Annotated in this window: 25 protein-coding genes; 13 read left to right on the top strand and 12 right to left on the bottom strand. The window is 69.5% G+C overall.

Annotated features, from left to right (window positions below; genetic code table 11):
* The first annotated feature begins 29 nt into the window (after positions 1-29).
* From DMC64_RS00180 to DMC64_RS00170, 3 genes are all read left to right on the top strand, one after another.
* Positions 30-647: a class I SAM-dependent methyltransferase gene (locus DMC64_RS00180; RefSeq protein ID WP_125731255.1), complete on the top strand. Its 618-nt coding sequence runs from the start codon at positions 30-32 to the stop codon at positions 645-647.
* Positions 648-700: 53 nt separating this feature from the next.
* Positions 701-2,422 (top strand): hypothetical protein, encoded by a 1,722-nt coding sequence (locus tag DMC64_RS00175; RefSeq protein WP_125731253.1) that lies wholly within the window; start codon positions 701-703, stop codon positions 2,420-2,422.
* A gap of 116 nt (positions 2,423-2,538) precedes the next feature.
* Positions 2,539-3,225 (top strand): SDR family oxidoreductase, encoded by a 687-nt coding sequence (locus tag DMC64_RS00170; RefSeq protein WP_125731251.1) that lies wholly within the window; start codon positions 2,539-2,541, stop codon positions 3,223-3,225.
* 230 nt (positions 3,226-3,455) lie between these two features.
* Here the strand turns inward: DMC64_RS00170 and DMC64_RS00165 are convergent, their stop codons facing one another.
* Genes DMC64_RS00165 through DMC64_RS00155 form a run of 3 tightly spaced genes read right to left on the bottom strand, consistent with a single transcriptional unit; the run spans position 3,456 to position 7,202 of the window.
* Positions 3,456-4,763, bottom strand: coding sequence for an amidohydrolase family protein (locus tag DMC64_RS00165; protein WP_037334209.1), 1,308 nt, complete (start codon positions 4,761-4,763; stop codon positions 3,456-3,458).
* A gap of 16 nt (positions 4,764-4,779) precedes the next feature.
* Entirely contained in the window at positions 4,780-5,430 is a 651-nt protein-coding gene (locus tag DMC64_RS00160; protein ID WP_125731249.1) for a response regulator transcription factor, read from the bottom strand.
* On the bottom strand, positions 5,427-7,202 hold the full coding sequence (locus DMC64_RS00155; protein WP_125731247.1) for a sensor histidine kinase: 1,776 nt from the start codon (positions 7,200-7,202) through the stop codon (positions 5,427-5,429). The genes DMC64_RS00160 and DMC64_RS00155 overlap by 4 nt, the downstream gene beginning before the upstream one ends.
* A gap of 181 nt (positions 7,203-7,383) precedes the next feature.
* Between DMC64_RS00155 and DMC64_RS00150 the strand changes: the two genes are divergently transcribed.
* Positions 7,384-8,079, top strand: a complete 696-nt coding sequence (locus DMC64_RS00150; RefSeq protein WP_016338261.1) for an ABC transporter ATP-binding protein — start codon at positions 7,384-7,386, stop codon at positions 8,077-8,079.
* Positions 8,079-10,328: an FtsX-like permease family protein gene (locus DMC64_RS00145; RefSeq protein ID WP_125731244.1), complete on the top strand. Its 2,250-nt coding sequence runs from the start codon at positions 8,079-8,081 to the stop codon at positions 10,326-10,328. The genes DMC64_RS00150 and DMC64_RS00145 overlap by 1 nt, the downstream gene beginning before the upstream one ends.
* A gap of 222 nt (positions 10,329-10,550) precedes the next feature.
* On the opposite strand, the gene trmB is transcribed toward DMC64_RS00145, so the two are convergent.
* The 6 genes from trmB to DMC64_RS00115 all read right to left on the bottom strand — a co-directional run bounded on the left by trmB (position 10,551) and on the right by DMC64_RS00115 (position 15,505).
* Positions 10,551-11,234, bottom strand: a complete 684-nt coding sequence (trmB, locus tag DMC64_RS00140; protein ID WP_037334225.1) for a tRNA (guanosine(46)-N7)-methyltransferase TrmB — start codon at positions 11,232-11,234, stop codon at positions 10,551-10,553.
* Positions 11,235-11,278: 44 nt separating this feature from the next.
* Positions 11,279-11,821, bottom strand: coding sequence for a hypothetical protein (locus DMC64_RS00135; RefSeq protein ID WP_037334228.1), 543 nt, complete (start codon positions 11,819-11,821; stop codon positions 11,279-11,281).
* 169 nt (positions 11,822-11,990) lie between these two features.
* Positions 11,991-12,743, bottom strand: coding sequence for a hypothetical protein (locus tag DMC64_RS00130; RefSeq protein WP_073845880.1), 753 nt, complete (start codon positions 12,741-12,743; stop codon positions 11,991-11,993).
* Entirely contained in the window at positions 12,740-13,660 is a 921-nt protein-coding gene (locus DMC64_RS00125; protein ID WP_125731242.1) for an ABC transporter ATP-binding protein, read from the bottom strand. The genes DMC64_RS00130 and DMC64_RS00125 overlap by 4 nt, the downstream gene beginning before the upstream one ends.
* Positions 13,661-13,809: 149 nt before the next feature.
* A complete protein-coding gene (locus DMC64_RS00120) occupies positions 13,810-14,538 on the bottom strand; it encodes an ABC transporter permease (RefSeq protein WP_125731240.1) in 729 nt (242 codons plus the stop codon).
* A 28-nt stretch (positions 14,539-14,566) separates the two neighbouring features.
* Positions 14,567-15,505 carry an ABC transporter ATP-binding protein gene (locus DMC64_RS00115; RefSeq protein ID WP_125731238.1) on the bottom strand — a complete coding sequence of 313 codons (939 nt, stop codon included), beginning with the start codon at positions 15,503-15,505 and terminating at the stop codon, positions 14,567-14,569.
* Positions 15,506-15,695: 190 nt separating this feature from the next.
* On the opposite strand from DMC64_RS00115, the gene DMC64_RS00110 reads away from it, so the two are divergent.
* Together DMC64_RS00110 and DMC64_RS00105 are read left to right on the top strand one after the other, a co-directional pair.
* Positions 15,696-16,274 carry a TetR/AcrR family transcriptional regulator gene (locus DMC64_RS00110; RefSeq protein ID WP_125731236.1) on the top strand — a complete coding sequence of 193 codons (579 nt, stop codon included), beginning with the start codon at positions 15,696-15,698 and terminating at the stop codon, positions 16,272-16,274.
* Entirely contained in the window at positions 16,275-17,186 is a 912-nt protein-coding gene (locus tag DMC64_RS00105) for an SDR family NAD(P)-dependent oxidoreductase (protein ID WP_125731234.1), read from the top strand.
* A 21-nt stretch (positions 17,187-17,207) separates the two neighbouring features.
* Here the strand turns inward: DMC64_RS00105 and DMC64_RS00100 are convergent, their stop codons facing one another.
* The 3 genes from DMC64_RS00100 to DMC64_RS00090 form a co-directional block, all read right to left on the bottom strand.
* Positions 17,208-17,621: a VOC family protein gene (locus tag DMC64_RS00100; RefSeq protein ID WP_125731232.1), complete on the bottom strand. Its 414-nt coding sequence runs from the start codon at positions 17,619-17,621 to the stop codon at positions 17,208-17,210.
* Positions 17,622-18,006: 385 nt separating this feature from the next.
* The gene (locus DMC64_RS00095; protein ID WP_005167029.1) at positions 18,007-18,663 is read right to left on the bottom strand and encodes a response regulator transcription factor; all 657 of its coding nucleotides are present in this window, start codon (positions 18,661-18,663) and stop codon (positions 18,007-18,009) included.
* Positions 18,660-19,847 carry a sensor histidine kinase gene (locus tag DMC64_RS00090; protein ID WP_125732750.1) on the bottom strand — a complete coding sequence of 396 codons (1,188 nt, stop codon included), beginning with the start codon at positions 19,845-19,847 and terminating at the stop codon, positions 18,660-18,662. The genes DMC64_RS00095 and DMC64_RS00090 overlap by 4 nt, the downstream gene beginning before the upstream one ends.
* 209 nt (positions 19,848-20,056) lie before the next feature.
* On the opposite strand from DMC64_RS00090, the gene DMC64_RS00085 reads away from it, so the two are divergent.
* From DMC64_RS00085 to DMC64_RS00060, 6 genes are all read left to right on the top strand, one after another.
* Complete coding sequence (locus tag DMC64_RS00085) at positions 20,057-21,580, top strand: dynamin family protein (RefSeq protein WP_125732748.1); 1,524 nt, start codon at positions 20,057-20,059, stop codon at positions 21,578-21,580.
* A gap of 120 nt (positions 21,581-21,700) precedes the next feature.
* A complete protein-coding gene (locus DMC64_RS00080; RefSeq protein WP_125731230.1) occupies positions 21,701-22,180 on the top strand; it encodes a hypothetical protein in 480 nt (159 codons plus the stop codon).
* Positions 22,177-22,833, top strand: coding sequence for a TetR/AcrR family transcriptional regulator (locus DMC64_RS00075; protein ID WP_125731228.1), 657 nt, complete (start codon positions 22,177-22,179; stop codon positions 22,831-22,833). The genes DMC64_RS00080 and DMC64_RS00075 overlap by 4 nt, the downstream gene beginning before the upstream one ends.
* A gap of 38 nt (positions 22,834-22,871) precedes the next feature.
* A complete protein-coding gene (gene grpE / locus DMC64_RS00070) occupies positions 22,872-23,357 on the top strand; it encodes a nucleotide exchange factor GrpE (RefSeq protein ID WP_125731226.1) in 486 nt (161 codons plus the stop codon).
* Complete coding sequence (locus tag DMC64_RS00065) at positions 23,354-25,195, top strand: dynamin family protein (protein WP_037334264.1); 1,842 nt, start codon at positions 23,354-23,356, stop codon at positions 25,193-25,195. Before grpE ends, DMC64_RS00065 begins: the two co-directional genes overlap by 4 nt.
* A complete protein-coding gene (locus DMC64_RS00060; RefSeq protein WP_037334266.1) occupies positions 25,192-25,695 on the top strand; it encodes a hypothetical protein in 504 nt (167 codons plus the stop codon). Before DMC64_RS00065 ends, DMC64_RS00060 begins: the two co-directional genes overlap by 4 nt.
* Positions 25,696-25,698: the final 3 nt, after the last annotated feature.

Below are 25,698 nucleotides of genomic sequence, written 5' to 3'. Positions count from 1 at the left end.
GTCGGTGGGTGCCGCTAGCGTCGCCCACCGTGACCACTCATCTCGATGCCATCCGCGAGTCCTACGACACCGTCGCCGAGGACTACGCCGCGCTGATCGGCCCGCGCTTCGACCAGGAGCCGATCAGCCGCGCGATGCTGGCCGCGTTCGCCGAACAGGTACGCGGCCCGGTCGCCGACGTCGGTTGCGGTCCCGGGCACGTCACCGCCCATCTGGCGTCGCTCGGCCTCGACGTCACGGGTGTCGACTTGTCGCCGAAAATGATCGAAGTGGCCCGTCGTCAGTTCCCTGAACAGCGGTTTTCCGTCGGCTCGATGACGGCCCTGGAGTTCCGCGACGGCTCGTTGGGCGGTCTCGTCGCCTGGTGGTCGATCTTCCATCTGCCGCCGGAGGTACTCCCCGAGGTCTTCGCGGAGTTCCGCCGCACGCTCGCGCCCGGAGGCCGTCTGTTGGTCGGATTCCACGTCGGTGACGAGCGGCTGAGCCCGGAGACGGCGTACGGCCACCCCGTCAGCTACGACGCCTACCTGCTCGATCCCGGCCGGATCGCCGACCTGCTGGGTCTGGCCGGCTTCGAGGTCGTCGCGCGGCTGACCATGGAAGGGAGGAAATGGCCACAGGCCTGTCTGTCCGCACGGGCGGTTTGACGCGCGGGCCGCGGACCTGATCTCCTGCGCACGCAACCGAGCCGGGCGGGGTCATGACGCAGACGAACACGACCACGGGCGAGAACACGCCCGACTGGCCTTCGCGCGCCTGGTTCCGCCGGCCGTGGACGTGGTTCGGGTTCGGCCTGGTGCTGATGGTCTACGCCGACCTGGCCTGGCGCCGTCGCTGGATGAGCGACGACGGGCTGATCGTGCTGCGCACGGTCCGCCAGATCCTCGCGGGCAACGGGCCGGTGTTCAACATCGGCGAACGTGTCGAGACGAACACCAGTCCTTTGTGGACGGCGGTGCTGAGCGTGCTCGGGCTGATTCCGGGGGTGCCGCTGGAGTGGATCTCCGTGGTCACCGGGCTGGTCTTCTCCGTCGCCGGGTTGTTCTTCGGCCTGGACGGCGCCCGGCGGCTGTACCAGCCGCTGGCGTTCCACGGCCTCGCACCCGCCGGGGCGCTGATGGTCTGCGCGCTGCCGCCGTTCCGCGACTTCGCGACGTCCGGGCTGGAAACCGGCCTGATCACGTTGTGGCTGGGCGGCACCTGGTGGCTGCTCGTCCGCCGAGTGTCCACAGTGGACTATCTGCGCACCTGGCCGGTCGCGCTGGTCGCCGGCCTCGGGCCGTTGGTGCGGCCGGATCTCGCGCTGTTCAGCGTCGTCGCCTTGGTGGCGCTGCTCGTGCTGATGCGTCCGGGGCGTCGTCGTGCGCTGGGCCTGCTGGCCGTGGCGGGCGCGCTCCCGTTGGCGTATCAGGTGTTCCGCATGGGCTACTACGGCCTGCTGACGCCGAACACCGCCCTGGTCAAGGAAGCGTCGGAGGCGAACTGGGCCCGCGGCTGGGCCTATCTGGTGGATCTCGTCCAGCCGTACTGGCTGTGGCTCCCGGTGCTGGTGCTCGCCGTCGCGGCCGCCACGGTTTCGTCCACTGTGGACAAGACGTTCGTGGTGCTCACCGCGGTCCCGCTCGTCGGCGCGGTGCTGCTCGCGGGGTACGTGATCCGCGTCGGCGGGGATTTCATGCACGGGCGCATGCTGCTCCCGGCGCTGTTCTGCCTGCTGCTGCCCGTGCTGGCCTTGCCGGTGACGAGGCGGACCGTGGCGCTCCTGGTCGTCGTCGGGATCTGGGCGTTCGTGGCCGCCGCGTCGCTTCGTCCGGAGTCCTCGGCTTCTCCGCGCGCCGTCGGCGTCACGGACGAGCGAGCGTTCTGGTCGCGGTCGACCGGGCACGAACACCCGGTCCTGGCCGACGACTACGCCGACCACCCGTTGATGCCGTCGGCGCTGGAAGCCGTTCACGGCGTGGTCGGCCCGGCGGTGCTGGTCCAGGACTACGCGACCAGGCGCTGGTACGCGTACCCGACGGACCGGCCGTACGTCACCGTCGCGGCGGACAGCATGGGCGCCCTCGGCCTGCTGATCCCGCTCGACGTGCGGCTGCGCGACGGCTACGGCCTCGCCAACCCGTTCGCCGCGCATTCGACATCACTCCCCAACGGCCGCCCCGGCCACCAGAAATGGCTGCCGCCGGTCTGGGAACTGGCGAACTCCGCCCGCCTCCCGATCGCCGAAGGCGGCCCGGCCCGCGCCGAGGACGTCGCCGCCGCCCGCGCCGCGCTCGACTGCCCGGCCCTTCGCGCGATCGACGCTTCGGTGCGCGACCCCCTCACCGCCGCCCGCTTCGCGGACAACCTCACCGGTTCCTTCACGCGCGGCTCCGTGCGGTTCCCGCGGGTCGCGACCCCTCCCGTCGTGTGCGCCCCCTGATCACGCGAGATCGCCCCCCAATCACGCGAGTTCGCCTTCCAATCACGCGAGTTCGCCGTTCAATCACGCGAGTTCCGCTTTCGAGCACGTGAGACCGCCGTACTAGCGTGGCGGGTATGGCTGATCTCCCCCTGGCTCTCGTCACCGGCGCCACCCGCGGCATCGGTGCCGCGACCGCCCGCGCGCTCGCTCCGACCCACCGGTTGCTGCTCGGCGGTCGCGACGCCGACGCGCTCGGCGAACTCGCGGAGACGCTGCCCGACGCGCGGCCGTGGCCGATCGACCTGACCGACGACGAGGCGCTGGAAACGGCGACGGCCGAATTCGGCGAGCTGGACGTGCTGGTGCACTCGGCGGGTGTGGCGCGGCTCGGCACGGTCGAGACCGCGACCGACGCCGACTGGCGAGCGAACTTCGAGGTCAACGTGCTCGCCGTCGTCACGCTGACCAGGCGGCTACTGCCCGCGCTGCGTGCTTCGAAGGGGCACGTCGTCGTGATCAACTCGGGTGCCGGGCAGAACGCCCGCCCGGGCTGGGGTCCGTACGCCGCGAGCAAATTCGCCGTGCGCGCCTTCGCCGACTCGCTGCGGGAGGAGGAGTCCACGCTTCGGGTGACGTCGATCTACCCCGGCCGCACGGACACCGAAATGCAGCAGGCGATCATCGCCGACGAAGGCCGCGCGTACGAGCCGGAACGCTTCCTGCGCCCCGAATCCGTCGCGGCCGCCGTCCTCGCCGCGGTCTCCGCGACCGGCGACGCGCACCCGACCGAGGTGACCCTCCGGCCACGGGGCCTGGTCTGACGCGGCTTCGTTCTCTGCCGGCCGCTCGTGTGCCCCCAATGCGGCATCGGAGCCACTCAACGTCCCCAATGCCACATTGGGCGCACGAGCCCAGCTCAGTTGTCCACAGCCCCGCCCCATTGTGGACAACTAGCCCCTGAACAGCACTTTTCCCCAGGCCCTGGCCCCCACCCCCGATAGACTGGCTTCGGGGCCGCCCCCTGGGACGGGTGGGGGGCTGGGTAGGTGAGTCAAGAGCGAAGGCGTGCGGAGGTGTCGGCGACTTCGGCTTGCACCTGGGCGCGGTCCACGCGCAGGGATTCGCCGTCGCCGACGACCTGCTCGCCCGCGACCCACACGTCGCGCACGCGGCGCGAGCCCGCGGCCCACACCAGGTTCGAGAGCAGCTGCACGTCCGGCACGTCGATACCGGCCGCGAAGGCCGGGTCGTCGAGGTCGACGTGCACCATGTCCGCCCACCGGCCGGTTTCCAGCGCGCCGATGTCGGTCCGGCCCAGCGCGTCCGCGCCGCCGCGGGTGCCGAGCAGGAACGCGTCGGCCGCGGTCAGCACGGTCGAGTCGCCGGTCGCGAGCCGCGCGAACATCGCGGAGAGCTGCAGCTCCTCCCACAGGTCGATGTCGTCGTTCGACGCCGGGCCGTCCGTGCCGAGCCCGATCGCGACACCCGCCTTGCGAAGCTCCGTCACGCGCGCGATGCCCGAAGCGAGCTTCGCGTTCGAGCCCGGGCAGTGCGCCATCCCGACACCGCGCGCGGCGAACAGCGCGATGTCCTCGTCGGACAGGTGGATCGCGTGCGCGGCCAGCGTCCGGCCCCGCAGCATCCCGACCTTCTCCAGCAGCGCGGGCACCGAGCCGTGCGCTTCACGCTGCTTGACGTCTTCGAGCGCCGCCTCGGCCACGTGGATCTGCACCAGTGCGCCTCGCTCGGCCGCCGATTCCGCGGTCGCCCGCAGCGCCTCTTCGTTCAGCATGTACGCCGAGTGCGGCCCATAACCGACCTCGATCCGCTCGCCCGGCCCGAACCGCAGGCCGTCGGTGTCGATCCAGCGCTCGATGCTCTTCAGCATCGCGCGCCAATCCATCCCGGGCAGTTCCATGATCGGCGGACCCAGCACCACGCGGCCACCGGTGGTGAGCACCGCGTCGGCGAGCTGCTCGCCCTCGAAGTACATCTCCGCGCTCGTCGTGACACCGTGCCGCAGCATCTCGACCGAGCCCAGCAGCATGCCGGTGCGGATGTCGGCCGGCTTCAGCTTCGCTTCGGTCGGCCAGATGATCTCGGTCAGCCACGGCAGCAGCGGCAGGTCGCCGCCCATCCCGCGCAGCAGCGTCATCGGACTGTGCGCGTGCGCGTTGACCAGACCGGGCAGAAGGATGCCGCTCAACCGGGTCACGGGAGCGGACGTTTCGGGCGCCTCGGAAGCGGGACCGACATGGGTGATACGCCCCGCCTCGTCCACGTCGACCACGGCGTCACGCAGCAACGAGCAGGCGGGGTCGGCGGGGAGAACGACAGGAGCGTGGAAACGGCGTTGCATGCCGCCGAGCTTACGGTCAGTCCACAACTCCGCTCCGCCACGCCCACGCCGCGATCTCCACCCGGTTCCGCGCACCGACCTTCCCCTGCACAGAGGCCAGATGCGTCTTCACCGTCGACAGCGACAGGAACAGCTCGGCCCCGATCTCGGTATTCGTCAGCCCCTTCGCGGCCGCCTTCACGACATCCAGCTCCCGCGCGGTCAGCGGCTCCGAAGGCGGGCTGACGTCGCGTTTCACCGTCCCGCCGTCGAAATGCTTCAGCAGCCGGACGGTGATCTGCGGCGACACCAGCGCGTCCCCGCGCGCAGCCGCGCGCACGGCTTCGATCAGCAACGCCGGTCCGGCGTCCTTCAGCAGGAAGCCGCTCGCACCGTTCCGCAGCGCGGTGTGCACGTATTCGTCGAGGTCGAACGTCGTCACCACCACCACCTTCAGCGGATCGGCGACGTCCGGGCCCGCCAGCTGCTTGGTGACCTCGAGCCCGTCGATCCCGGGCATGCGGATGTCCAGCAGGCAGACGTCCGGCCGCAGTTCCCGCGCCTTCGCGACCGCCGAGACGCCGTCCGCCACGTCGGCGACCACCTCGATGTCGTCCTGCGCGTCCAGGATCATCCGGAAGCCGATCCGCACCATGTCCTGGTCGTCGGCGATCAATACCCGGATCACTCTTCTCCTTCAAGTGGTAGCCACGCTTCGACGCGCCATCCGCCGCCCGGCGCCCGCCCGGCGGAAAGCCGGCCGTGCAGCAGGGCGACCCGTTCGCGCATGCCGATCAGACCGTAGCCGCCCGACCCGCCCGCCGGACGCCGCTGGGGTTCGCGTCCGTCATCGGTCACCTGGAGGTGCAGTTCGTTCCCGGTCACCTCGGCGATGACCAGCGCCTCCTTCGCCCCCGACGCGTGCTTGCCGACGTTCGTCAGCGACTCCTGCACCAGCCGCAACGCCGACCGCCCGACCTCGTGCGGCACGTTCGACGGCAGTTCGAGCTTCATCGACGTCTTCACGCCGTGGTTCGACCGTTCGATCAGCGTCCGCAGGTCGGCGGCGAGATCGGTGGTGGCCTGTTCGCTGAATTCGCTGCTCCCGGCCGGGGCGTCGCCGCGCATACTCCGCACGAGCCGCCGCATCGCCGCCAGCGCCTCCACCCCGGCGTCCTCGATCCGGCCCATCGCCTCGACCGCGACCTGCGGGTTCTTCTCACCCATCATCTTCGCCGCCTGCGCCTGCACGACGATCCCGGTGACGTGGTGGGCGACCACGTCGTGCAGTTCCCGCGCCAGCGCCATCCGTTCCGACGTCTGCGCGTCACTGATCGCCGACTGGATGACCTGCGTGCGCTCCGAATCCCGCGAACGCAGCGCCAGGCCGACCGCCACCGAGATACCGAGCAGCAGCACCGCCGCGACGGCGAGACCGGCGATCTCGTCCGGGTCGGTCATCAGCCTGGGACCCGGCCGTTTGGTGTTGAGGATCGCGGCCACGGCGACCACGGCGGAAAGCCCCGCGATCCGGGACACGGCCTTGCTGAGCCCGACCGCCCGGACCAGGGTGACGACCAGCCCCATCCCCGCGACGATCTGCGTCCCCGGCACCCCGCCGGGGGTGGCGTAGTCGTAGCGGAGCCGCAGGAACGGCGTCACCAGAGCCGAAAGCAGCATGACCGCGGTGAGCGCGACCATCGCATCGGCGGGCCGGCGCGGCGCGGCGACCGCGATGATCGCCGCGACGATCGAGCAGACCAGGATCGGGAAGCCGTGCGCCCCGCTCTCGTAGGTGAAGCCGAACTCCAGGATCAGCGCGACACCCAGCAGACCGATGAGCGGCCATTGGCCCATCACCAGCTTGTTGAGCTTCTGCAGCTTCTCGTAGCGTTTCGGATGCGCCGTGCGGTCGCGGCCGGGGATCGCGAAGATCAGCGTGCCACCCAGCAGGATGCCGCCGAACAGCATCGCCTGCGCCATGGTGCCGTTCGAATCGCTGCCGGAGAAGTACCGGCCGGACACCGCGGTCAACGTGGCCAGCACCAGACCGGAGATCACGGCGAAGGCGACCCCCGGTCGTGTCCGGCGCGCGGCGTAGAACAGGATCTCGACCCCCGCCACCACCTCGGTGATGGACAGATGCGCGAGCACGCTCGAGTAGGTCGGGATGTTGAAGTACCGGACGACCAGCGTGTACGCCACCAGCACGACCGAGGCCGCGACGGCGGCGACGGCGGCCCGCTTCTGCGCCCAGAGCGCGCAGAACACCATCGCGAAAATGCCGGGGAACAGCAGGAGATCGATGCCGCGGGGGCCCGTGTCGTCGAAAGCCGCGTCGGTCACGAAGACCAGGTCGAACGCGAGCGCGGCCAGCAGGACGACGGCGGGCATGCCGATCCGTCGCGCGAGCGCACTCACCCGCGCGGTGAACTTGTTCTGGGCCGGACCTGCTGTCACACCGTGACGGTAGAGGATCGGCCGCCGTCCGCACCTTGGCCGACCGGCCCGAGCCGGGTCGGCCGATCGGCCGATGCGCGGGTGATCAGCACTGGCCGTCTGCCCGAAGTGGACACAGGTGGTTCACCGCGAAGCTCTTCACCGAAGCGGAACACACAGTGACTGACTAGGGAGAATCACGGTGGTTGATCCACAGTGGACAGGGCAGCCGGTGCTTTCGGGCCGCGGGCTGGTGAAGCGGTACGGCACACAGCACGCGCTGGCCGGGATCGACATCGACATCCAGGCGGGTGACGCGGTCGCCATCGTCGGGCCCTCCGGCTCGGGCAAGACCTCCCTGCTGCACGTGCTCGCCGGGATCCTCCGCGCCGACTCCGGGCAGATCTTCCTGGCGGGCCAGCGCGTCGACCAGCTCAACGAGCGCAAGCGCAGCGAACTGCGGCGCACCGAGTTCGGCTTCGTGTTCCAGTCCGGGATGCTCGTCGCCGAACTGAGCGCCGAAGAGAACGTCGCGCTGCCGTCGCTGCTGGGTGGCAAGGGGCGCAAGGAATCCATCGAAGCCGGCCGCGAATGGCTGGCGAAGCTCGGCCTCGCGGGCAAGGAGAAGCGCCGCCCCGGCGAACTTTCCGGCGGTGAGGCGCAACGCGTCGCGATCGCCCGCGCGCTGACGCACCGGCCGAAGGTGATCTTCGCCGACGAGCCGACCGGCGCGCTCGACACCCGCACCGGCCGCGCCACCATGGACGCGCTGCTCGCCGCGGCCGCCGACAGCGGCGCCGCGGTGATCGTGGTGACCCACGACCGCGAGCTCGCCGAAGCCATGCCGCGCACCGTTTCCATCCGGGACGGCCTGATCGCGACGAGGCTGGCCGCGTAATGAACAGCTTCCAGCTGGCCATGCGGGTGCTCCGGGTCGACCGCCGGACCCGCACGTCGGCCATCCTCACCGCGGTCGGGGTCGCCGTCGCGACCAGTCTGGTGCTCCTGCTCGCCTCTCTTCCCGGTGCCACGCAGGCGCGTTCCCAGCGGGCGATCTGGCAGGACATCGGCAGCTACTACTCCCAATCCGGGGAGAGCCAGCGTCCGGCGCCGCTGCTGATGGCGTCGAACAAGGACTACTCGGGCGACCGCGAGATCATCCGCGTCGACATCGCCCTGACCGGCACCGTGCCGATGCTCAGCCTGCCGCCGGGCATCCCGAGGTTGCCCGCCCCCGGCGAGTCGATCGTTTCCCCCGAACTCGGGAAACTGATCCAGTCCGCGCCGCAGGCGCAGCTCGGCGACCGGTTCGGCAAACTCGTCGACGCCCTCGGTCCTGAATCGCTGATGTATCCGGAGCAGCTGGTCGCCGTCGTCGGCCACACCCCGGAGTCGATGCCGCAGACGGCGCTCGCCGCGGACGGCTTCCCCAACACGCAGGCGAAACCCGACCCGATGCTCGAACTGCTCGCTTGGGTCGGCGTCATCGTCCTGCTCGTGCCGAGCCTGGTGCTCGTCGCGTCTTCGGCCAGGCTCACCGCCGCCCGGCGTGAGCTGCGGATGGCCGCGCTCCGGCTCGCCGGGGCGACTCCCGGTCAGGTGACGAAGATCGTCGCCGCCGAAACGGCGTTGTCCGCGACCGTCGGCGCGTTGCTCGGCATCCTCGTGGCGCCCGCCCTGCAAGGGCTCTCCACGTTCGTCCCGTGGGCTGGCGGGACCTGGCTCGCGTCGGACTTCAGCCTGTCGGTCGGCTCGACCATCGCGGTCGCCATCGCGATCCCGCTGCTGGTCGTCCTCGCCGGGGTCCTCGGTATCCGCCGCGTGCTGAAGACGCCGCTGTTCGCGGCCTCGGCGCACGCTCGCAAGCCGCTGCACTGGTGGCGGCTGCTGGCGGTCCCCGTGGCCGGTGCCTTCTTCCTGTTCGCGATCACCCAGGACAACGCCAGCCTGCCGATGGTGATGCTCGGACTGTTCCTCCTGGTCGGCTCGGCCGCGATCATCGGACCGTGGGTCACCTCGGCGGTCGGTGGCACGTTCGTCCGGATCTGGCGCAAACCGGCGTCGCTGCTGGCCGGGCGCAGGCTCCGCGACGACCCGAAGAGCGCTTACCGCGCCACAGCGGGTGTCGTGCTCGCCGTCTTCACCGGCTCGATGGCGCTCACCCTGCTGCCCTCGTTCGAGTCGATGGCGGGTGGTGGCCGGACCTTCAAGGACAACGTCCTCTACGCCCAATCCGACGCGACCCAGGCGCGGCAGGTCGCCGACCAGACCAACGCGTCCCTCGCCCGCTACGGGATCAGCGAGAAGGCCATTGCGGTCGGGCAGGTCTACCTGTCCACCGGCGAACCGGGCACCCGCTCGCAGAATCTGAACCGGGCCTTCGTGATGACCTGCGAGGACGCCTCGAAACTCCTGCGGGTGAACATCGGCGGCTCCTGCCAGCCGGGCCCGGCGATCTACAGCAGGTACGCCATCAACCCGGCGGAGTACCGCGTGCTGTCGGAGTACGACAAGGCCGGTCCGCAGCTGGATCCGAAGGCTCCCGTGCACCTCTTCCCGCAGGGTGACGAGGACACGTCCAGCACGATCGTCATCGACCCGGCCCTGGTGCCCGCGGGGGTCACGCCGGAGCGCTTCGACGTGATCGTGCCGACGACCCCGGACAACGCCGAGGTCGTGCGGACCGCGCTGGTCGGCGCGGCCCCCGGCCAGGAGGTCGGCAGCCGCGGCCTGCACCTGATCGGCCAGCAGCAGGAGCTCGGCGACCTGCGCCGGGTCACCGTCATCGGCCTGATCGCCGCCGGCGTGCTCGCCGGCTGCAGCGCGGCCGTGGCGACCGCGGGTTCGGTGATGGACCGCCGCCGCACCTTCGGGGCGCTCATCGCGGCCGGGACACCGGTCCGGGTGCTGGCGAGGGCGTTGCGGATGGAAGCGGCCCTGCCCGCGATGGTGGCCACCATCGGCGCGGGGGTGGTCGGGATCGGCGTGGGGATGGGGCTCTACAGCCTGGTCGAGAAGGAGTCGGTCGTGCTGAGCCCGTGGCTGCTGGCGCCCGTGGTGCTGGGAATCGGGGTGGCGTTGCTCGGGGCATCCGTCTCGACCCCGGCGCTCAAGCGGGTGCAGTCGGAGCCCTTGGCCGACGAATAGAAAAAAGATTCGCCCGAATGGCGTCATGGCGCCTGGGCGGGCAGGTCTCGTGGGTGGAGTCGGGTGATCACATCCACGAGGCCGGGTGCCCGGTCGTCTCTCTGTCGGGGGAGGGACGAACGGGCACCGGGGACGCGCAGGGGGCGTTCCAAGGCGCGGGGGTGTGAAGAAAGGGCCGGTCAGGGGACGTGGGGACGTCCTGACCGGCCCTTTCTGTGTGCCCTAAACCCGCTCGAAGATCAGGTCGTGCGAGATCCGGCCCTCGACGTCGGCGCGGTTCTCGAACTTCGTGATCGGCCGCCACTCCGGCCGCGGCGCCCAGCCGCCGGGCTCGCCGGCGTGGCGGTTGCGCAGGAGCGGCTCGGCCGAGCAGACCTCCATCATCTGCTCGGCGTAGTTCTCCCAGTCGGTCGCCATGTGGAAGGTCCCGCCCGGCGCGAGCCGCGAGGCCACCAGCGCGACGAATTCGGGCTGCACGATCCGCCGTTTGTGGTGCCGTTTCTTCGGCCACGGGTCCGGGAAGAACAGCCGGACGCCGGACAGCGAGCCCGGCTCCACATGCGAGGTCAGCAGCACGACCGCGTCACCGTGCATCAGCCGCAGGTTCTCCACCCCGAGCTTCTCGGCGCGCAGCATCAGCTGGCCGAGCCCCGGGTCGTACACCTCGACCGCGACGTAGTTCAGCTCCGGCGCGGCGGCGGCGAGCTGGGACGTGGTCTCGCCCATGCCCGAACCGATCTCCACCATCACCGGGGCCCGCCTGCCGAACCAGTCGTCGAAGTCCACCGGTCCTTCGGGCAGTTCGCCGACGGTGCGGCCGAGCGACGGCCAGAGTTCGTTCCAGGCTCGCTGCTGCCCGACGGTCATCCGGCCGCCGCGTTTGACATAGCTGACCACGCTGCGCATCCGTGGCTGGTCCTCGTTTTCCACCAGCCCATTAAACGCGGCGGTTACCTGACTGCTTCGAACTCCCCCAGCCGCGAGCGCAGCCCGGCGAAACCGCCGACCGCGATCGGAGCGGGCGTCGGGCTGGAATGCGCGGGAAGAACGTCGATCCAGCCGTCGTGGCGGCTGGTGTTCAGCACCGTGGTCGGGATCGAATGCCCGGACGCGCCGCGTTCGGAAGGCATGAACTCCCAGTAGCCGGATTCACCGTCCGCGGCCCACGGCACGAATTCCCAACCGGGCCGCCTGCCGAGCAGGCCGGCGATGCGATCTTCGATGCGGAAACCGAGCTCCCGCGATTCGAGCCGTCCGTCCACGATGGCGCGGAGCCACCAAGGCGCGGGAATTTCGCCGTGCATTCCGCTCGACGCGCGATACAACGCGACGACGAGATCTTCGGGAGCGCGATGCACCCAGGCGCGGCGGATATCCGACGGCCGGGTCGCGGACGCCACCGTGCGGGGCAGTTCGATCGCCTGTGACCATTCGAGGTCGAGCATGGGCTCGAGCCGGGGCTGCATACTTTCCGTGCGGGCTTGCGGGATCATACGTTCCACTCCCTGACCGGAATCCACCGTCAAGGATCACCTCCGGGGCCGAGAGCCGAGAAATCGGCTCATCCCGAGCATCGCCCGGTCAGGAACAGTATGTCCGCTTCCTGTGAGAGAAGCCACAGGCTCTTAACGTGGACTTAACTCCTTTGGCCGCGGTAAAAGCTCACGCATCCCTTCGATGGGTGATCATCAGCCCGGCCGCATAAACAATCACGCAGATGCCGCCGAAATAAGCCAAATAGCCCCACGGTCCCAACGGCGGTTCGAGTTTGAGCATCGAAACCGTCAGATCCGGCCCCGAAAACTGATTCGCCGCGAAGAACGGCATCCACTGGTAGATGTCGTCGCCCACTTTCGGGATCAGCATGACGAGTCCCTCGAGCAGCTGCGTCCAGGCCAGTGCGAACCCGAGCGCGAACGCGGGACTGCGGAACAGCAGCCCGAGGCCGACGCCGAGCAGGCCGGTCAGGAAGAAGGTCAGGCCCTGTCCCGCCACCGCGCGCCAGTCGGCGCCCGAAGCAAGGCCCAGGTCGGCGGCCGGTTTGATCAAGTACGCGATCGCCCACGAGCCGAAGCCCACCAGCAGGCCGATCAGCCCCGAGAACACCCCGACGACGGCGCCCTTCGCCAGCAAGGCGGGCAACCGCGAAGGCACCGCCTGGAAGGTGAGCTTCATCGTGCCCCAGTTGAACTCCGTCGCCGCCGCGAGGATGGCGAGGACCAGCACCACGGTGCGGCCGAGCGCGCTGGCGACCTGCGTCGAGTTGACGCCGGTCTGGCCTTCGAGCGGGACGAAACCGAAGAACAACGCGGTGTAGGCGAGCGCGATCACGACCGCGATCCCCGCGCACCACCAGGGCATGCGGGTGCTCAGCAGTTTGATCCGCTCCGCGCGGAGCATGTTCGCCGCGGTCATCGGACGACCTCCGGGACCTGGCCGGTGCCGTACTCGACGGCCTCGGCGGTGAGTTGCATGTACGCCTGTTCGAGCGAGCCGGTGAGCGGCTTCAGCTCGTGGAGGGTCGCGCCCGCGGCGAACGCGAGCTCGCCGATGTGGTCGCTGTCCATTTCGGACACGACGAGCGCGCCGTCCTCCTCGCGGAATTCGGCGCCCTTCTCGGTCAGGGCCCTCCGCAGCTCGGGCAGATGCGGGCTGCGGACCCGTACGCCGAGGCTCTTCGCGCGGCCGACGAAGTCCTCCATCGTGCCCTGGTAGATCAGCTTCCCGCGCCCGATCACGACGAGGTCCTGCGCGGTCTGCGCCATCTCCGGCAGCAGGTGGCTGGACACGAACACGGTGCGTCCCTCGGCGGCGAGCGCGTGCATCAGCTTCCTGATCCACACGATGCCCTCGGGGTCGAGCCCGTTCACCGGCTCGTCGAACAGCAGCACCCGGGGGTCGCCCAGCAGCGCCGTGGCGATCCCGAGCCGCTGCGCCATCCCGAGCGAGAACTGCCCGGCGCGTTTGCGGGCGACCGGCTCCAGCCCGACGAGCCGGAGCACCTCGTCGACGCGCTTGTCCGGGAGGCCGTTGGTCGCGGCGATCCACCGAAGGTGCTCGCGGGCGGTGCGGCCGGGATGCCGCCAGGTGGCGTCGATCATGCCGCCGACCGTCCGAAGTGGATCACGCAGCTCGCGGTAGACGTGGCCGTCGATCGTCACCGTGCCCGACGTGGGGTTGTCGAGCCCCAGCATCATCCGCATGGTGGTGGACTTCCCCGCCCCGTTGGGGCCGAGGAACCCGGTCACCCGTCCTGCTTCGGCGGTGAAGGAAAGGTCGTCGACGGCGAGCTTGTCGCCGTAGCGTTTCGTGAGTCCGGTGGCCTCGATCATCAGCCCTCCCTCCGGTGGATTCCGACAGTACGCGGGAAAGGACCGGGCTGCCCCCCGATAGGCGGCCCGGTCCTTGTTCCCCTTTTTCTCCCCGTCCGGACGTCTCGCTCCCCCGAGTGAGACGTCCGGCTTCTCCCCTGTGGAAGTCCTTACGCGTCGCGCTTGTTCGCGACGACCAGCGAGATGACCAGCAGCACCAGCGCGAAACCGGCGAAGTAGGCCAGCGAGCCTGCCTGGTTCAGCGGCGCGTCCGCCGCGGCGGGGCCACCAGTGAGGAACCGGTCGGCGACGTGGAACGGCATCCAGTCGTAGATGTCCTTGCCGATCTTCGGGATGAGCTGGATCAGGTTCTCCACCGCGAGGGCGTAGATCAGCACGAGCGAGATGGCGCCGGCGCTGTGCCGGATCAGGATGCCGACGGCGATCGCGATCACCGAGGCGAGGGCGAACACCACGCCCACCCCGGCGACGGAGACCCACTCCGCGGTGGTGTTCAGCATGAGGTCTTCCGGCCGCATGATCGAAGCGAGGCCCCAGGCGCCGAACGCGGCGACCTCGCCGACCACGAGCGACAGGGTCGCGACCACGCCGGTCTTGGCCAGCAGCGCCGAAGTGCGGTTCGGCACGGCCTGGAAGGTGGTCCGGATGGTGCCGAAGCGGTATTCGGTGGTCACCGAAAGCGCGGCGAGCACCATGATCACGGCCATGCCGAACCCGTAACCGAACTGGGTCAGGCTGACGTCGGTGAGTTCCCCGGCGGGCGCGGCGCTGGAGATAATGGCGGCGAAGCCGATCACGACCGCGAGTGCGGCCAGCGCGCACCACCAGGGTGAGCGGGTGGTGAACAGCTTGATGCGTTCCACGGCGAGCAGAGTCATGGCTTTTCTTTCCTCGAAGAGTGGCTGGCTACTGGGCGGCGGTGACCACTTCGGCGGCTTCGGTTTCGAGACCGGTGTGGTACTCGACCGAATCGCCGGTGATCTGCATGAAGGCCTGCTCCAGGGAGCCGGTCTGCGGGCTGAGCTCGTGCAGCACGATCTGGTTGGCCGCGGCGATCTCGCCGATCTTGTCACTGTCCAAACCGGACACCACGAGTGCTCGGTCGGCGTCGGTGACCTGAGCGCTCGCCTGCGTCAGCGCGGCGCGCAGCGCGGGCAGTTGCGGGGACCGGACCTTGACCGTGTTCTCGGCGGCCCGCGCCACGAAGTCCTCGGTGGAGGACTGGGAGATCAGCCGCCCCTTGCCGATCACGACCAGGTGGCTCGCGGTCAGCGCCATCTCCGAAAGCAGGTGCGAGGAAACGAATACCGTGCGGCCTTCGTCGGCCAGCCGGTGCATGAACTTCCGGATCCAGAGGATGCCTTCGGGGTCGAGGCCGTTGACGGGCTCGTCGAAAAGCAGGACCTCCGGGTCGCCCAGCAGTGCCGCCGCGATCCCCAACCGCTGCGACATGCCGAGGGAAAACCCACCGGCGCGCTTGCCGGCGACGCTGGTGAGCCCGACGATCTCGAGCACCTCGTCGACCCGGCTCTCCGCGATCTTGTTGGACTTCGCCATCCACCGCAGATGCGCCCGCGCCGACCGGTTGGGGTGCACCCATTTGGCGTCCAGTAGCGCGCCGACGGTCCGCAGCGGGTCTTTCAGGTCGCGGTAGAGCTTGCCCCCGATGCGCACCTGGCCCGAGGTCGGGTTGTCCAGACCGAGGATCATCCGCATGGTCGTGGACTTGCCCGCCCCGTTGGGGCCGAGGAACCCGGTGACCTCACCCGCCGCGACGGAGAAGGACAGGTCGTTCACCGCCAGTGTCTTGCCGTACCGCTTGGTGAGGCCCGCTGCCTCGATCATGTCTGCTCCCCTCGGCGACTGCGAGAACAATCGTCGTCCATGTGGGTGGCCGAGCGCGTCATCCTGAGGTGCCAACCTGATACCCGACCTGAGACGTAGCTTGCCGTCTTCCGGCGGCGTACGCGATCGGTGATACCCCTGAGAGTGACCCTGATTCGCCAGGGTTAATGAACCGTGGTTCAATAATCGCATGGCGAGGCCCCGCAGCATCACCGACGAACGACTGCTGACCGCGGCGGGAACCGTGATCGGCAAGGTCGGCCCGGGTTTCACGCTGGCCCAGGTGGCGGCGGAGGCCGGGGTCGCGGTCGGCACCGTCGCCCAGCGGTTCGGTTCGAAGAACGGACTTCTGCTGGCGTTGAGCCGGTCGAACACGCGATCCGTCGTGGGGCTGATGCGGGAATGCGGCGAACTGGCCGATCCCGTGGAAGCACTGCGGGCGGCGGTCGTCGTGGTCTACGAGGGCCTCGGCGACGCGGAGACCGCGGCGAACCATCTCGGGCAGCTGGGGGTGGACATCGGCGATCCGGAGCTGCGCGCCCTGCTCGGTGACCATTTCACCGCCGTGGAAGCGGAATTGCGCAGGCTGGTGCGCGCCGCGACGCGTGACCTGCCGGGCGCGCCGGGGGTCGTCCGCGCCGCGCGAGTGCTGCTGGGGGTGGCGAACGGGGCCGCGCTGGACTGGTCGATCCGGCCGAAGGGACGGATCACCGAACGGTTGGGGCAAGACGTGGACGCGGTGCTGACCGCGTGGAAGGGAGTGTCCTGAATGGACCGGAAAGTGGCCGTGGTCACGGGGGCGACGCGGGGATGCGGCCGGGCGATCGCGGTGGAACTGGGCAGGCTCGGCTGGACGGTGTTCGTCACCGGCCGCACGACGCGGGAGCAGCAGTCGCCGATGAAGCGGTCGGAGACGATCGAAGACACCGCTGAGCTCGTCGACGCGGCGGGCGGCCGGGGGATCCCCGTCCGGACCGACTTCACCGTCGTGTCCGATGTGGACACGCTGAAGGCGCGGATCGAGTCCGATGTGGACGGAAGGATCGACGTCCTGGTCGACGACGTCTGGGGCGGCGACCAGTTCGCGGATTTCGAGGGGGCGTACTGGGACTCCAGCCTCGACGACGCGCTCACGCTGGTGCACAACGCGATCGACACGCATCTGATCGCGCTGCACCGGCTGCTCCCGCTGGTCGTGCGGCGGGAAGGCGGCCTCGTCATCGAGGTCACCGACGGCGACCACGACGAGTACGTCGGCGCGGGGATCCCGTACTTCCTCGCGAAATGCGGGATCCGCGCGATCGGCAGGGCACTCGGTGCCGAACTGAAGAAGTACGGCTGCGTCGGCATGACCGTCACGCCGGGCTTCCTGCGTTCGGAAGCCATGCTCGACTACTTCAAGGTCACCGAGGAGACGTGGCGGGACGCGGTCGGCAAGGCCGCACCGGTCGATTTCGCGATCTCGGAGACGCCGGCGCTGCTCGGGCGCGGTGTCGCGAAGCTGGCGACCGATCCGGAGGTCTCGCGGTTCGCGGGCAAGACGCTCGCGTCGTGGACGTTGATGAACGAGTACGGCCTGACCGACGTCGACGGCTCACGCCCTGACTTCGGCAAGTGGATGGCCGAAGTCAGGGAGCAGGGCAAGGACGCCGCGACGGCGGATCACGCGCTTTACCGCTGAGGGATCGTGCGGGCCGGGAAGCTACTTCTTCCCGGCCAGCACGTCCAGGTAGTGCTGGTTGAACATGACGCCGAGCACGTTGCCGAACGGATCGACGACGGCCGCGGTCACGAAGCCCGGCCCGCGCTCGATGATCGGCTCGTACTCCTTCGCGCCCTTCTCCAGCAGCTTCGCGAAGGCGTCCTCGACGTTGTCGACGGCCCAGTTCGCGATGGCCCCGCCGGGGCCGGGCTGAGCCGACGGCGGCCGGAAGTCCCCGCGGACCAGGCCGAACTCGTGCTGGTAGTCACCGATCCGGAACTCGGCGTACGCCGGCGCGCCGTCGGGGCCGTTGCGGACGAAGTACGGCTCGATCCCGAAGAGGTCGGAGTACCACTCGATCGCGGCGGTCAGGTCGTCGGCGTAGAACGTGGTGGTGGTGAGACCTCGCAGCATTTCTTCTCCTCAGGTAGTGGCTCTGAGAAGAAGGATCCACCGCAAAGTGCTCACCGAATGACCACTTTTCCGAACTCGCGTGATTGGGGCCGGAACACACGAACCGATCTCGCACCGTGTGCGCACCGTGTGTCCACAGTGGTCGCTTTCCGAACAGTGCACGCCTGCTTTGTGCCCGTAAGTCCGGTTTCACGCGGGGTCGTGAGTGGTAAAGAGGGTTAGAACGACCATCGCCACTCACGACCCTCGGGCAACACTGCTCAAAGTGCCCAAATCGGACGCCTTGAACTCGAAAGGTGTCCTTTTTGGACAGTATGAGGGCGCGGTGCTGCGCCGACTCCATCACGCCACCCCGCAATGGAACCGTCCTCGCCACTCACGAGGCTCAGGTGACCCCGGGACGCGCCAGCCCGGTCTCGTAGGCGAGCACCACGGCCTGCACCCGGTCGCGCAGATCCAGCTTCGACAAAATCCGCCCGACGTGCGTCTTCACCGTCGCCTCGGACAGGAACAGCGTCTCGGCGATCTCCAGGTTCGAGAGGCCCTTCGCGATCAGCACGAGCACCTCCCGCTCCCGTTCGGTGAGGACATCGAGCTCGGCCGCGTCGCGCATCGGCTTCCCGCCGCCGCCGACGAACCGGTCGAGCAACCGCCGGGTCACTGACGGCGAGACCACGGCGTCGCCCGAAGCGACCGCTCGCAGCGCCGACACCAGGTGATCCGGCTGCGTGTCCTTCAGCAGGAACCCGCTGGCCCCGCCCTGCAACGCCGAATACACGTACTCGTCCAGATCGAACGTCGTCATCACGAGCACGCGCGCCGTCCCGGCCTCGACGATCCGCTTCGTCGCTTCGACCCCGTCCAGCACCGGCATCCGGACGTCCATCAGCACGACGTCGGGCCGCAGTTCCTCGGCGAGCCGGATGGCCTGCGCGCCGTCCCCCGCCTCTCCGACGACATCGATGTCGGCCTGCGCGCCCAGGACCATCCGGAACCCGACGCGCATCAATTCCTGGTCGTCGACGACCACCACCCGTATCACGTCGTCAACCTAACCGGGAGCCTCGCGTGCACCTGCCACCCTCCACCGGGAGCGGGGCCGACCTCCAGCGTGCCGCCGAAGACGTTCGCCCGTTCCCTCATTCCGATCAATCCGTTCCCACCGGGGACGGTGAGCTTCCGCGGCGGCGCGGTGTGCGCCGCCACCTTCGTCGCCGTGGGCACCAGCTGTTTCGCGCGGCCGGCGCCGTCGTCGGTGACCTTGACGTCGATCACGTCGGCCTCGCGGCGCACCACCACCTCGGCCTGTGCGCCCTGACCGGCGTGTTTCAGCGTGTTCGTCAGTGATTCCTGCACGATCCGGTACACGCCGAGGGAGACACCGGCGGGCAGCCCGGCCAGCGCTTCCGGCCCGATCGCCAGCGTCACCGGCACCCCCGCCTGGCGGATCCGGTCCGCCAGGTCGGTCAGCGCGGTGGCGTCCGGCTGCGGCACACGCGGTTCGTCGTCGCCGTCGCTGCGGAGTACGTCCAGCAGCCGCCGCAGTTCGGCGAGCGCGCCGCGGCCGGTCTCCGAAATCGTCTGCAGGGCTCGTTTCGCCATCTCGGGATTCCCGTCGACCGCGTAGGACGCGCCGTCGGCCTGCACGACCATCACGCTCACCGCGTGCGCGACGACGTCGTGCAGCTCACGGGCGATACGTCCGCGCTCCTCGCCGACGGCGATCCTGGTCGCCTGGTCCCGTTCCGTCTCAAGCAGATGCAACCTGGCTTCCACCTCCTCGTGATAGGCGCGCCTCGCGCCGGCGAACTCACCGAGCGTCCAGCACAGCGCGGTGGAGAAAAGGGCGATGATCGCCAGGATCCACACGTCTTCAGGCGTGTCGATCCACAGCTGGAGCCCCGTGACGACCACGGTCGCCAGCAGGTACAGCAGCCCCTGTTTGCGCCCGACGTAGACCAGCACCGAGTAGATGCTGATCATCATCGCGAACGCGCTGGCCGCGCCCAGCTCCAGCGCGCTGTGCGGGATGCCGATCAGCAGCAGGAGATACGCCGACCACAGCGTCGCCTTCCGCCGGAAGACCAGCGGCGCGACCATCGCGACGTCCAGCGGCAGGACCACGTACCAGGGCGGCATCGGGACTTCGGGCGTCTCGGCCGCCGCCACGAAGAACAGCAGGTCCGTGAGCAGCAGGGCGACGGCGATGAAGCTGTCCCCGGCCATGGGGTGGGCACGCATCCAGAGGCTTAACCGTCGCACCTGGTAACACTATGTCGGGCGATGCCGTCCGCGCGTCGGTCGCCGGTACCACCTTCGGTGCGACCCGAGGATGAGCGGCATGGCACGATTCTCCTCGGCGTGCTCGACGACTGGGAGGGGTGGGCGCCGTGACCTCAGCGACGGAGCAGGGCCGTCTCGCCGGTCCGTTGTCGATGTCGGTGGCGAATCTCTGCCATCGCCTCCAGCCCCAGGTGTCCGCGCGAACCGCGGCGGGGTTCGCCGAAGTGCTGCGCAGGCTGGGCGGCCCGTTGCAGGTCGCCGTCGCGGGCCGGATCAAATCGGGGAAGTCCACCCTGGTCAACGCCCTGATCGGCCGCCGGGTCGCGCCGACCGACGTCGGCGAGTGCACGCGGCTGGTCACCCGGTTCCAGTACGGCACGGTCGACCGCGTCGAGATCGTCTTCAACGACGGCCGCAAACAGGTGCTGCCCTTCTCCGCCGACGGGATGATCCCGGCCGAGCTGGGCATCGACATCGACCAGGTGTCGCATATCGAGGCGTACCTCACCAACGCGGTCCTGCAGGGCATGACCGTCATCGACACCCCGGGCCTCGGCTCGCTCGACGCCGCTTCGGTGTCGCGGACCGAGGAGCTGCTGGGCGCGGCGAAGCACCGCAAGCCCGACGATGACGAAGAGGAAGAAGAAGGCTCCGACGAGCTGGACGACACCTCGCGCAACGCCGTCGCGGGCGCCGAGGCCGTTCTCTACGTGGTCACGCAGGGCGTGCGTGCCGACGATCAGCAGGCGCTGGCCGCGTTCACCGCGGCGACCGCGAGCCGCGAGGCGGGCCCGGTCAACGCGATCGCGGTGCTCAACAAGGCGGACACCATCGCGCCGGAATCGGTCGAAGGCTCGGGCGGCGACGTGTGGAAGGCCGCGACGCTGCTGTCGGAGAAGCAGGCCGCGACGCTGAAGCCCCGTGTCGCAGACGTGCTGCCGGTGATCGGGCTGATCGCGGAGTCGGCCGAGTCCGGCGGGTTCACCTCCCCCGACGCCGAGGCGCTGCGCCAGCTGGCCGAGATGGACGACGACATCCTCGAGACCATGCTGATCTCGGCGGACATCTTCACCAGCTGGGAATGCGACGTCGCGGCGGGCACCCGGCTGCGGCTGCTGGAGAAACTGGACCTGTTCGGCGTCCGGTACGCCGTCGAGGCGATCCGCAAGGAACCCGAGATCACCGCGGGCTCGCTGCGGCGGAAGCTGCTCGACGCCTCCGGGCTCGAAGCCGTCCGCCAGCGGCTGAGCATCGTCTTCGCCGCGCGGGCAGACGGCATCAAGGCCGCCGCCGCGCTCGCTTCGGTCACCGCGCTGGCCCACGCGTCCGGCGATCCGGCCGAGCGGCAGCGCGTGCACGACGCGATCGAGGTCCTGCTCGCCAAGCCCGAGGCACATCAGCTGCGGCTGCTCGAAGCGCTCACCCTGGTCGCGTCCGGCGCGGTCGACATGCCCGAGGACCTGTCCGAGGAGGTCCTGCGGGTCGGCAGCAACGCCGACATCGGCGCCCAGCTCGGCAAGCCGGGCGCTCCCCGCGCCGAACTCGCCGCCCACGCCCTCGAACGCGCCGGCTGGTGGCGCTCCTTCGCGTCCTTCGGCGCGACGCCCGCCCAAAGCCGCGTCGCGCACGTCGTGCACCGGGCCTACTTCCTCATCTGGCAGCAGATCCGCGACTGACCCCCCGCAATCCGCGCATTTAGTCCTCTGGATGCGGTCCTCGCGCGAGCAACGACCGCATCCAGAGGACTAAATGCGGGCCGGATTGATAAACCGAGCGCTCGGTCTAATAATGAGTGCATGGAAACGATCGTCGACGAGCCCCAGTGGCTGCGCACGGCCTCCTGGATCGGCTGCCCGCTGGCGGGGGCGGCCCTCGGCTGGTTCCTCCAGTCGATCTCGGGCTGGGTGGCGTCCCTGAGCTGGATCCCGTTCAAGGGCCCGTTCCAGCTCGTCTCGAACATCCCCCAGCCCTGGGGCACGGTCGTCGGAATCGGCGCGGGCCTGGTCCTCGGCCTGCTCTTCGCCGCGGTCTGGGCGCACGAACGGCTGATCGTCAAGGTGACGCCGTCCCGCATCACGCTCACCACCAAGGGCCGCAGCCGCGCGTACGAAGCCGAGCTGGAGGCCGTCTTCCTCGACGGCAAGGAGCTCGTCCTCCTCGCCGCCGACGGACGGGAGCTGACGCGGCAGAAGGGCGACGTCGACCGCAAAGCCGTCGCCAAGGCCTTCCTCGACCACGGCTATCCGTGGCTCGACGAGCCCCCGGCGGTGAAATGAGGACGGTCGACCCCGCCAAACACGAGGCCAAACGCCGCGCGATCCTCGACGCGGCCGCGTGGCGTTTCTCGGAGAAGGGTTTCGAGAAGACCACGACGGCGGAGATCTGCCGCGCGGCGGGGATCAGCACCGGCAGCCTCTTCCACTACTTCCCGAACAAACGCGCGGTGTTCGTCGGCATCTTCGAGCAGGACGCCGACGAGACCGCGGCCCTGCTCGCGGCCGCCGGGGAGATCCAGGACCCGTGGGAGGCGATCCTCCACGTCATCGCGCACGTGTCCGAACAGCTGCTGCACCCGGTCGCGGCCAAACTCGTCCTCGAAGTCGCCGCGCAGTGCTCCCGCGACGCCGACCTGGCCGAGCTCGTCCAGGGCAACGACCGCGCCCTGCGCGACGGGCTCACCCTCCTCGTGACGCGGGCGGTGGACGCGGGCCGGATCGACCCCGGGCTGCCCCCGCGGACGGTGGCCAGCTGGCTCGTCGCGCTGGTCGACGCGCCGCTTTCCCGCGTGATTCTGGAGCCGGACCTCGATCCGGCGGCGGAACTCGCGGTGATGAAGGAGCTGATCACCAGATTCCTGCGTCCCGTTCTGGCGATTCCGCCCCCGGCGGCCGGGCGGGTGGCCGACACTGGTGAAATCTCCCCGGGCTGATCGGTAGGCCCGGGACATCAGTTACGGGGGTCGAATCGGTGGGTGCCTGGCTGCGCAAGAAGGCGGTCGACGAGGAAAATCCGGACGATGTGCCGACCGGCCAGATCTCGGCGGCGCTCATCGCCGAGGCGGATGGCGTGACTTCGCCATCCGAGGGAACCACGGAGGTCGAAGCCGCGTCGAAACCCGATGTGGAGTCCACGACCACGGGTCCGGCCGACCTCGAACAGGCTCTCGCCGACAGGCAGGCACTGATCCAGATGTGCCTGTACGCCCTCGATCGCGCCCGCAGCGGCGGTGTCGTCGAGCGGCTCGAACACGGTCTCGCCGCGATCGGCGTCCGTGCCCTGCGTCCGGACGGCGAGCGGTTCGACCCCGCCGTGCACGAGGCGGGCGGCGCGGTCGCGACCGAGGATCCGGCGCTCGAAGGGCTCGTCGCGGAGACCGAGGTCGTCGGGTTCGCCGATCACGACCGGGTGCTGCGCGCGCCGATCGTCATCGTCTACGCGAAGAAGGCACAGTGACCGCTCCGAGCGCGGCGGCCAACCTGCCCGCGGTCGTGAAGAGCACCCGCGAGCAGCTGCTCACCGTCGTCCGTGAAGCCGATCCCCAGGCCGCGAAATGGGTCGAGGACATCCGGAAGACGCGGCCGAAGAAGCCGTCGGTCGTGGTGGTCGGCGAGACCAACCGCGGCAAGAGCTCGCTCGTGAACGCGCTCCTGTCCATGCCGGGACTGTCCCCTGTGGACGCCGACGTCGCCACGGCGACGTATCTCGTCTTCGAACACGCCGAGCAGTGGTCCGCGCAGGCCTGCTATCCGGGCCAGCTGGCGCCGGTGCCGATCAACCTGAACGACCTGATCCACTGGGTCTCGGCCGCGCACGAACTGCCGGAAGGGCAGATCCCGCCGCGGTACGTCGAGGTCTCCGGCCCGGTCCCGCTGCTCGAACGAGTGTCCATTGTGGATACCCCGGGCGTCGGCGGGCTCGATTCGATGCACGGCGAACTCGCGAAGGAAGCCGCCGCGGGCGCCACCGCGCTGCTGTTCGTCGTCGACTCCTCTTCGCCGTTCACCGCGCAGGAACTGCAATTCCTGCAGGACATGGGCGAGCGCGTCGAGACCGTGCTGTTCGCGCTGACCAAGACCGACCAGTTCCGCGGCTGGCGCGAGGTGCTCGAAGCCGACCGGCGGCTGCTCGCCGAGCACGCCCCCCGGTTCGCCGACGCGGTGTTCCACCCGGTGTCCGCGCGTATGTTCGAGACGGCGGCCAAGGCCCCGAACGAGCAGATGGCCATGATGCTGCGCGAGAAGGCGGGCATCGCCGCGCTGCAGGGCGCGTTGCAGGAGATGCTGGTCGGCCGTTCGGCGATGCTGGGCGAGGCCAACACCCTGCGCGCGCTATCGAGCGCGCTCGGCGAACTCAAGGCGAAGCTGCAGGCGGAAAGCCGCGCGCTGTCCGCCGGCGAGGCCGAAGCGGAGCAGCTGCGCCAGCGCCGCGACGATCTGACCACCGAACGCCGGTCTTCGACCCGCGGCTGGCAGCTGAAGTTGCGCGCGGAGATCCAGCGGACCCGTGTCGAGGTCGGGCACGAGACCAGCAGGCAGATGCGCGACGCGTCGACCCACTTCCGCCAGCGCATCGATGGCGCGAAACGGGACGATCTCGCCGCGCTGCCCCAGCAGGTCGACATCGCGCTGCAGACGACGTCGCAGCGGATCTCGATGCTGCTCTCCCAGCGGCTCAACCAGGTCACCAACGTCGCGCTCGCCGAACTGTTCTCACCCGAAGAGCTCGACATCATCCGCGGCCAGTTCGCCAGGGCGGGCGGCCCGCCGGTCGTACTGCGCCCGCCGGACAAGAAACCGCCGACGGCCGAGGACAAACTGCTCATCTTCATGGGCGTTTCCGGCGGTCTCGGCGCTGGGAAGGTCGCCGCGCTGCCGCTGGCGGGCGTCGCGATCCTGAACCCGGTGATCCTGCCCGCCACGATCATCATCGGGCTCGGTGCCGGCTGGTGGATGGCGCGGACCCGCAAACACGCGTCGGACAAGCAGCACATGAAGCAATGGCTGGTCGAGGCGATCGCCGACGCGCGGTCCACGTTGGACCAGCTCGTCGCGGAGCAGCTGATCGAAGCCGAACAGCAGCTTTCGATGGCGCTCGACGAAGCCCTCGGCCGCCGCATCGACGCGATCGAGGCGGAGCTGAAGGAAGTCGACAAGACGATCAAGATGGGCGCGCAGGAGCGGGCGAAGAAGATCTCGGTCGTCGCGAAGCGCCTGAAGGACGTCTCGGACGGCCGGGACCGCGCTGAGGCACTGCTCGGACGCATTCGGTCACTGCGCGACAATCAAGCGTGACCTTTCCTCAGCAGCCGCAGCAGCAGCCGTTCGCCGAGCCGCCTTGGGTGGTCGAGAAGAGGGCGAAGAAGAAAAAGAGGCTCTTCATCGGCTTCGGGGTCTTGGCCGGGGTGATCGTGCTGACCATCGCGACGGTGGTCGTGGTGGGCGTCGTCGTCGCCAACTCGGACAAGGTGGCCTATCAGCGTCTTCCCGGTGGCCCGGACGAGATCGCCCGTGCCTACGCCGACGCGGTGGAGACTCGGGATCCCGTCAAGCTGACGAATGTCGACTGTGCCCCTTCGGCCGAGTACCCGGCTTCGAAATCAGTGGCCGGGTTCGCGGAGCACGGCACCACGGTGACGATCGGTGCGCGACGGCAGAACGAAGCGACGCGGGTGTCCTTCGACGTGGAAATCCGCAGGACGGACGCGGCGCCCGACCCGAGCATCCTGTGGGTGACGCAGGAGGAGGGCGGCTCGTGGTGCGTCGGTCTGGGCGGCACTGGGCTCCCAGCCTGACGA

This window comes from Amycolatopsis sp. WAC 04197 (genome assembly GCF_003947475.1).
Lineage (GTDB): Bacteria > Actinomycetota > Actinomycetes > Mycobacteriales > Pseudonocardiaceae > Amycolatopsis > Amycolatopsis japonica.
This window is presented reverse-complemented; position numbering and strand designations above follow the sequence as displayed.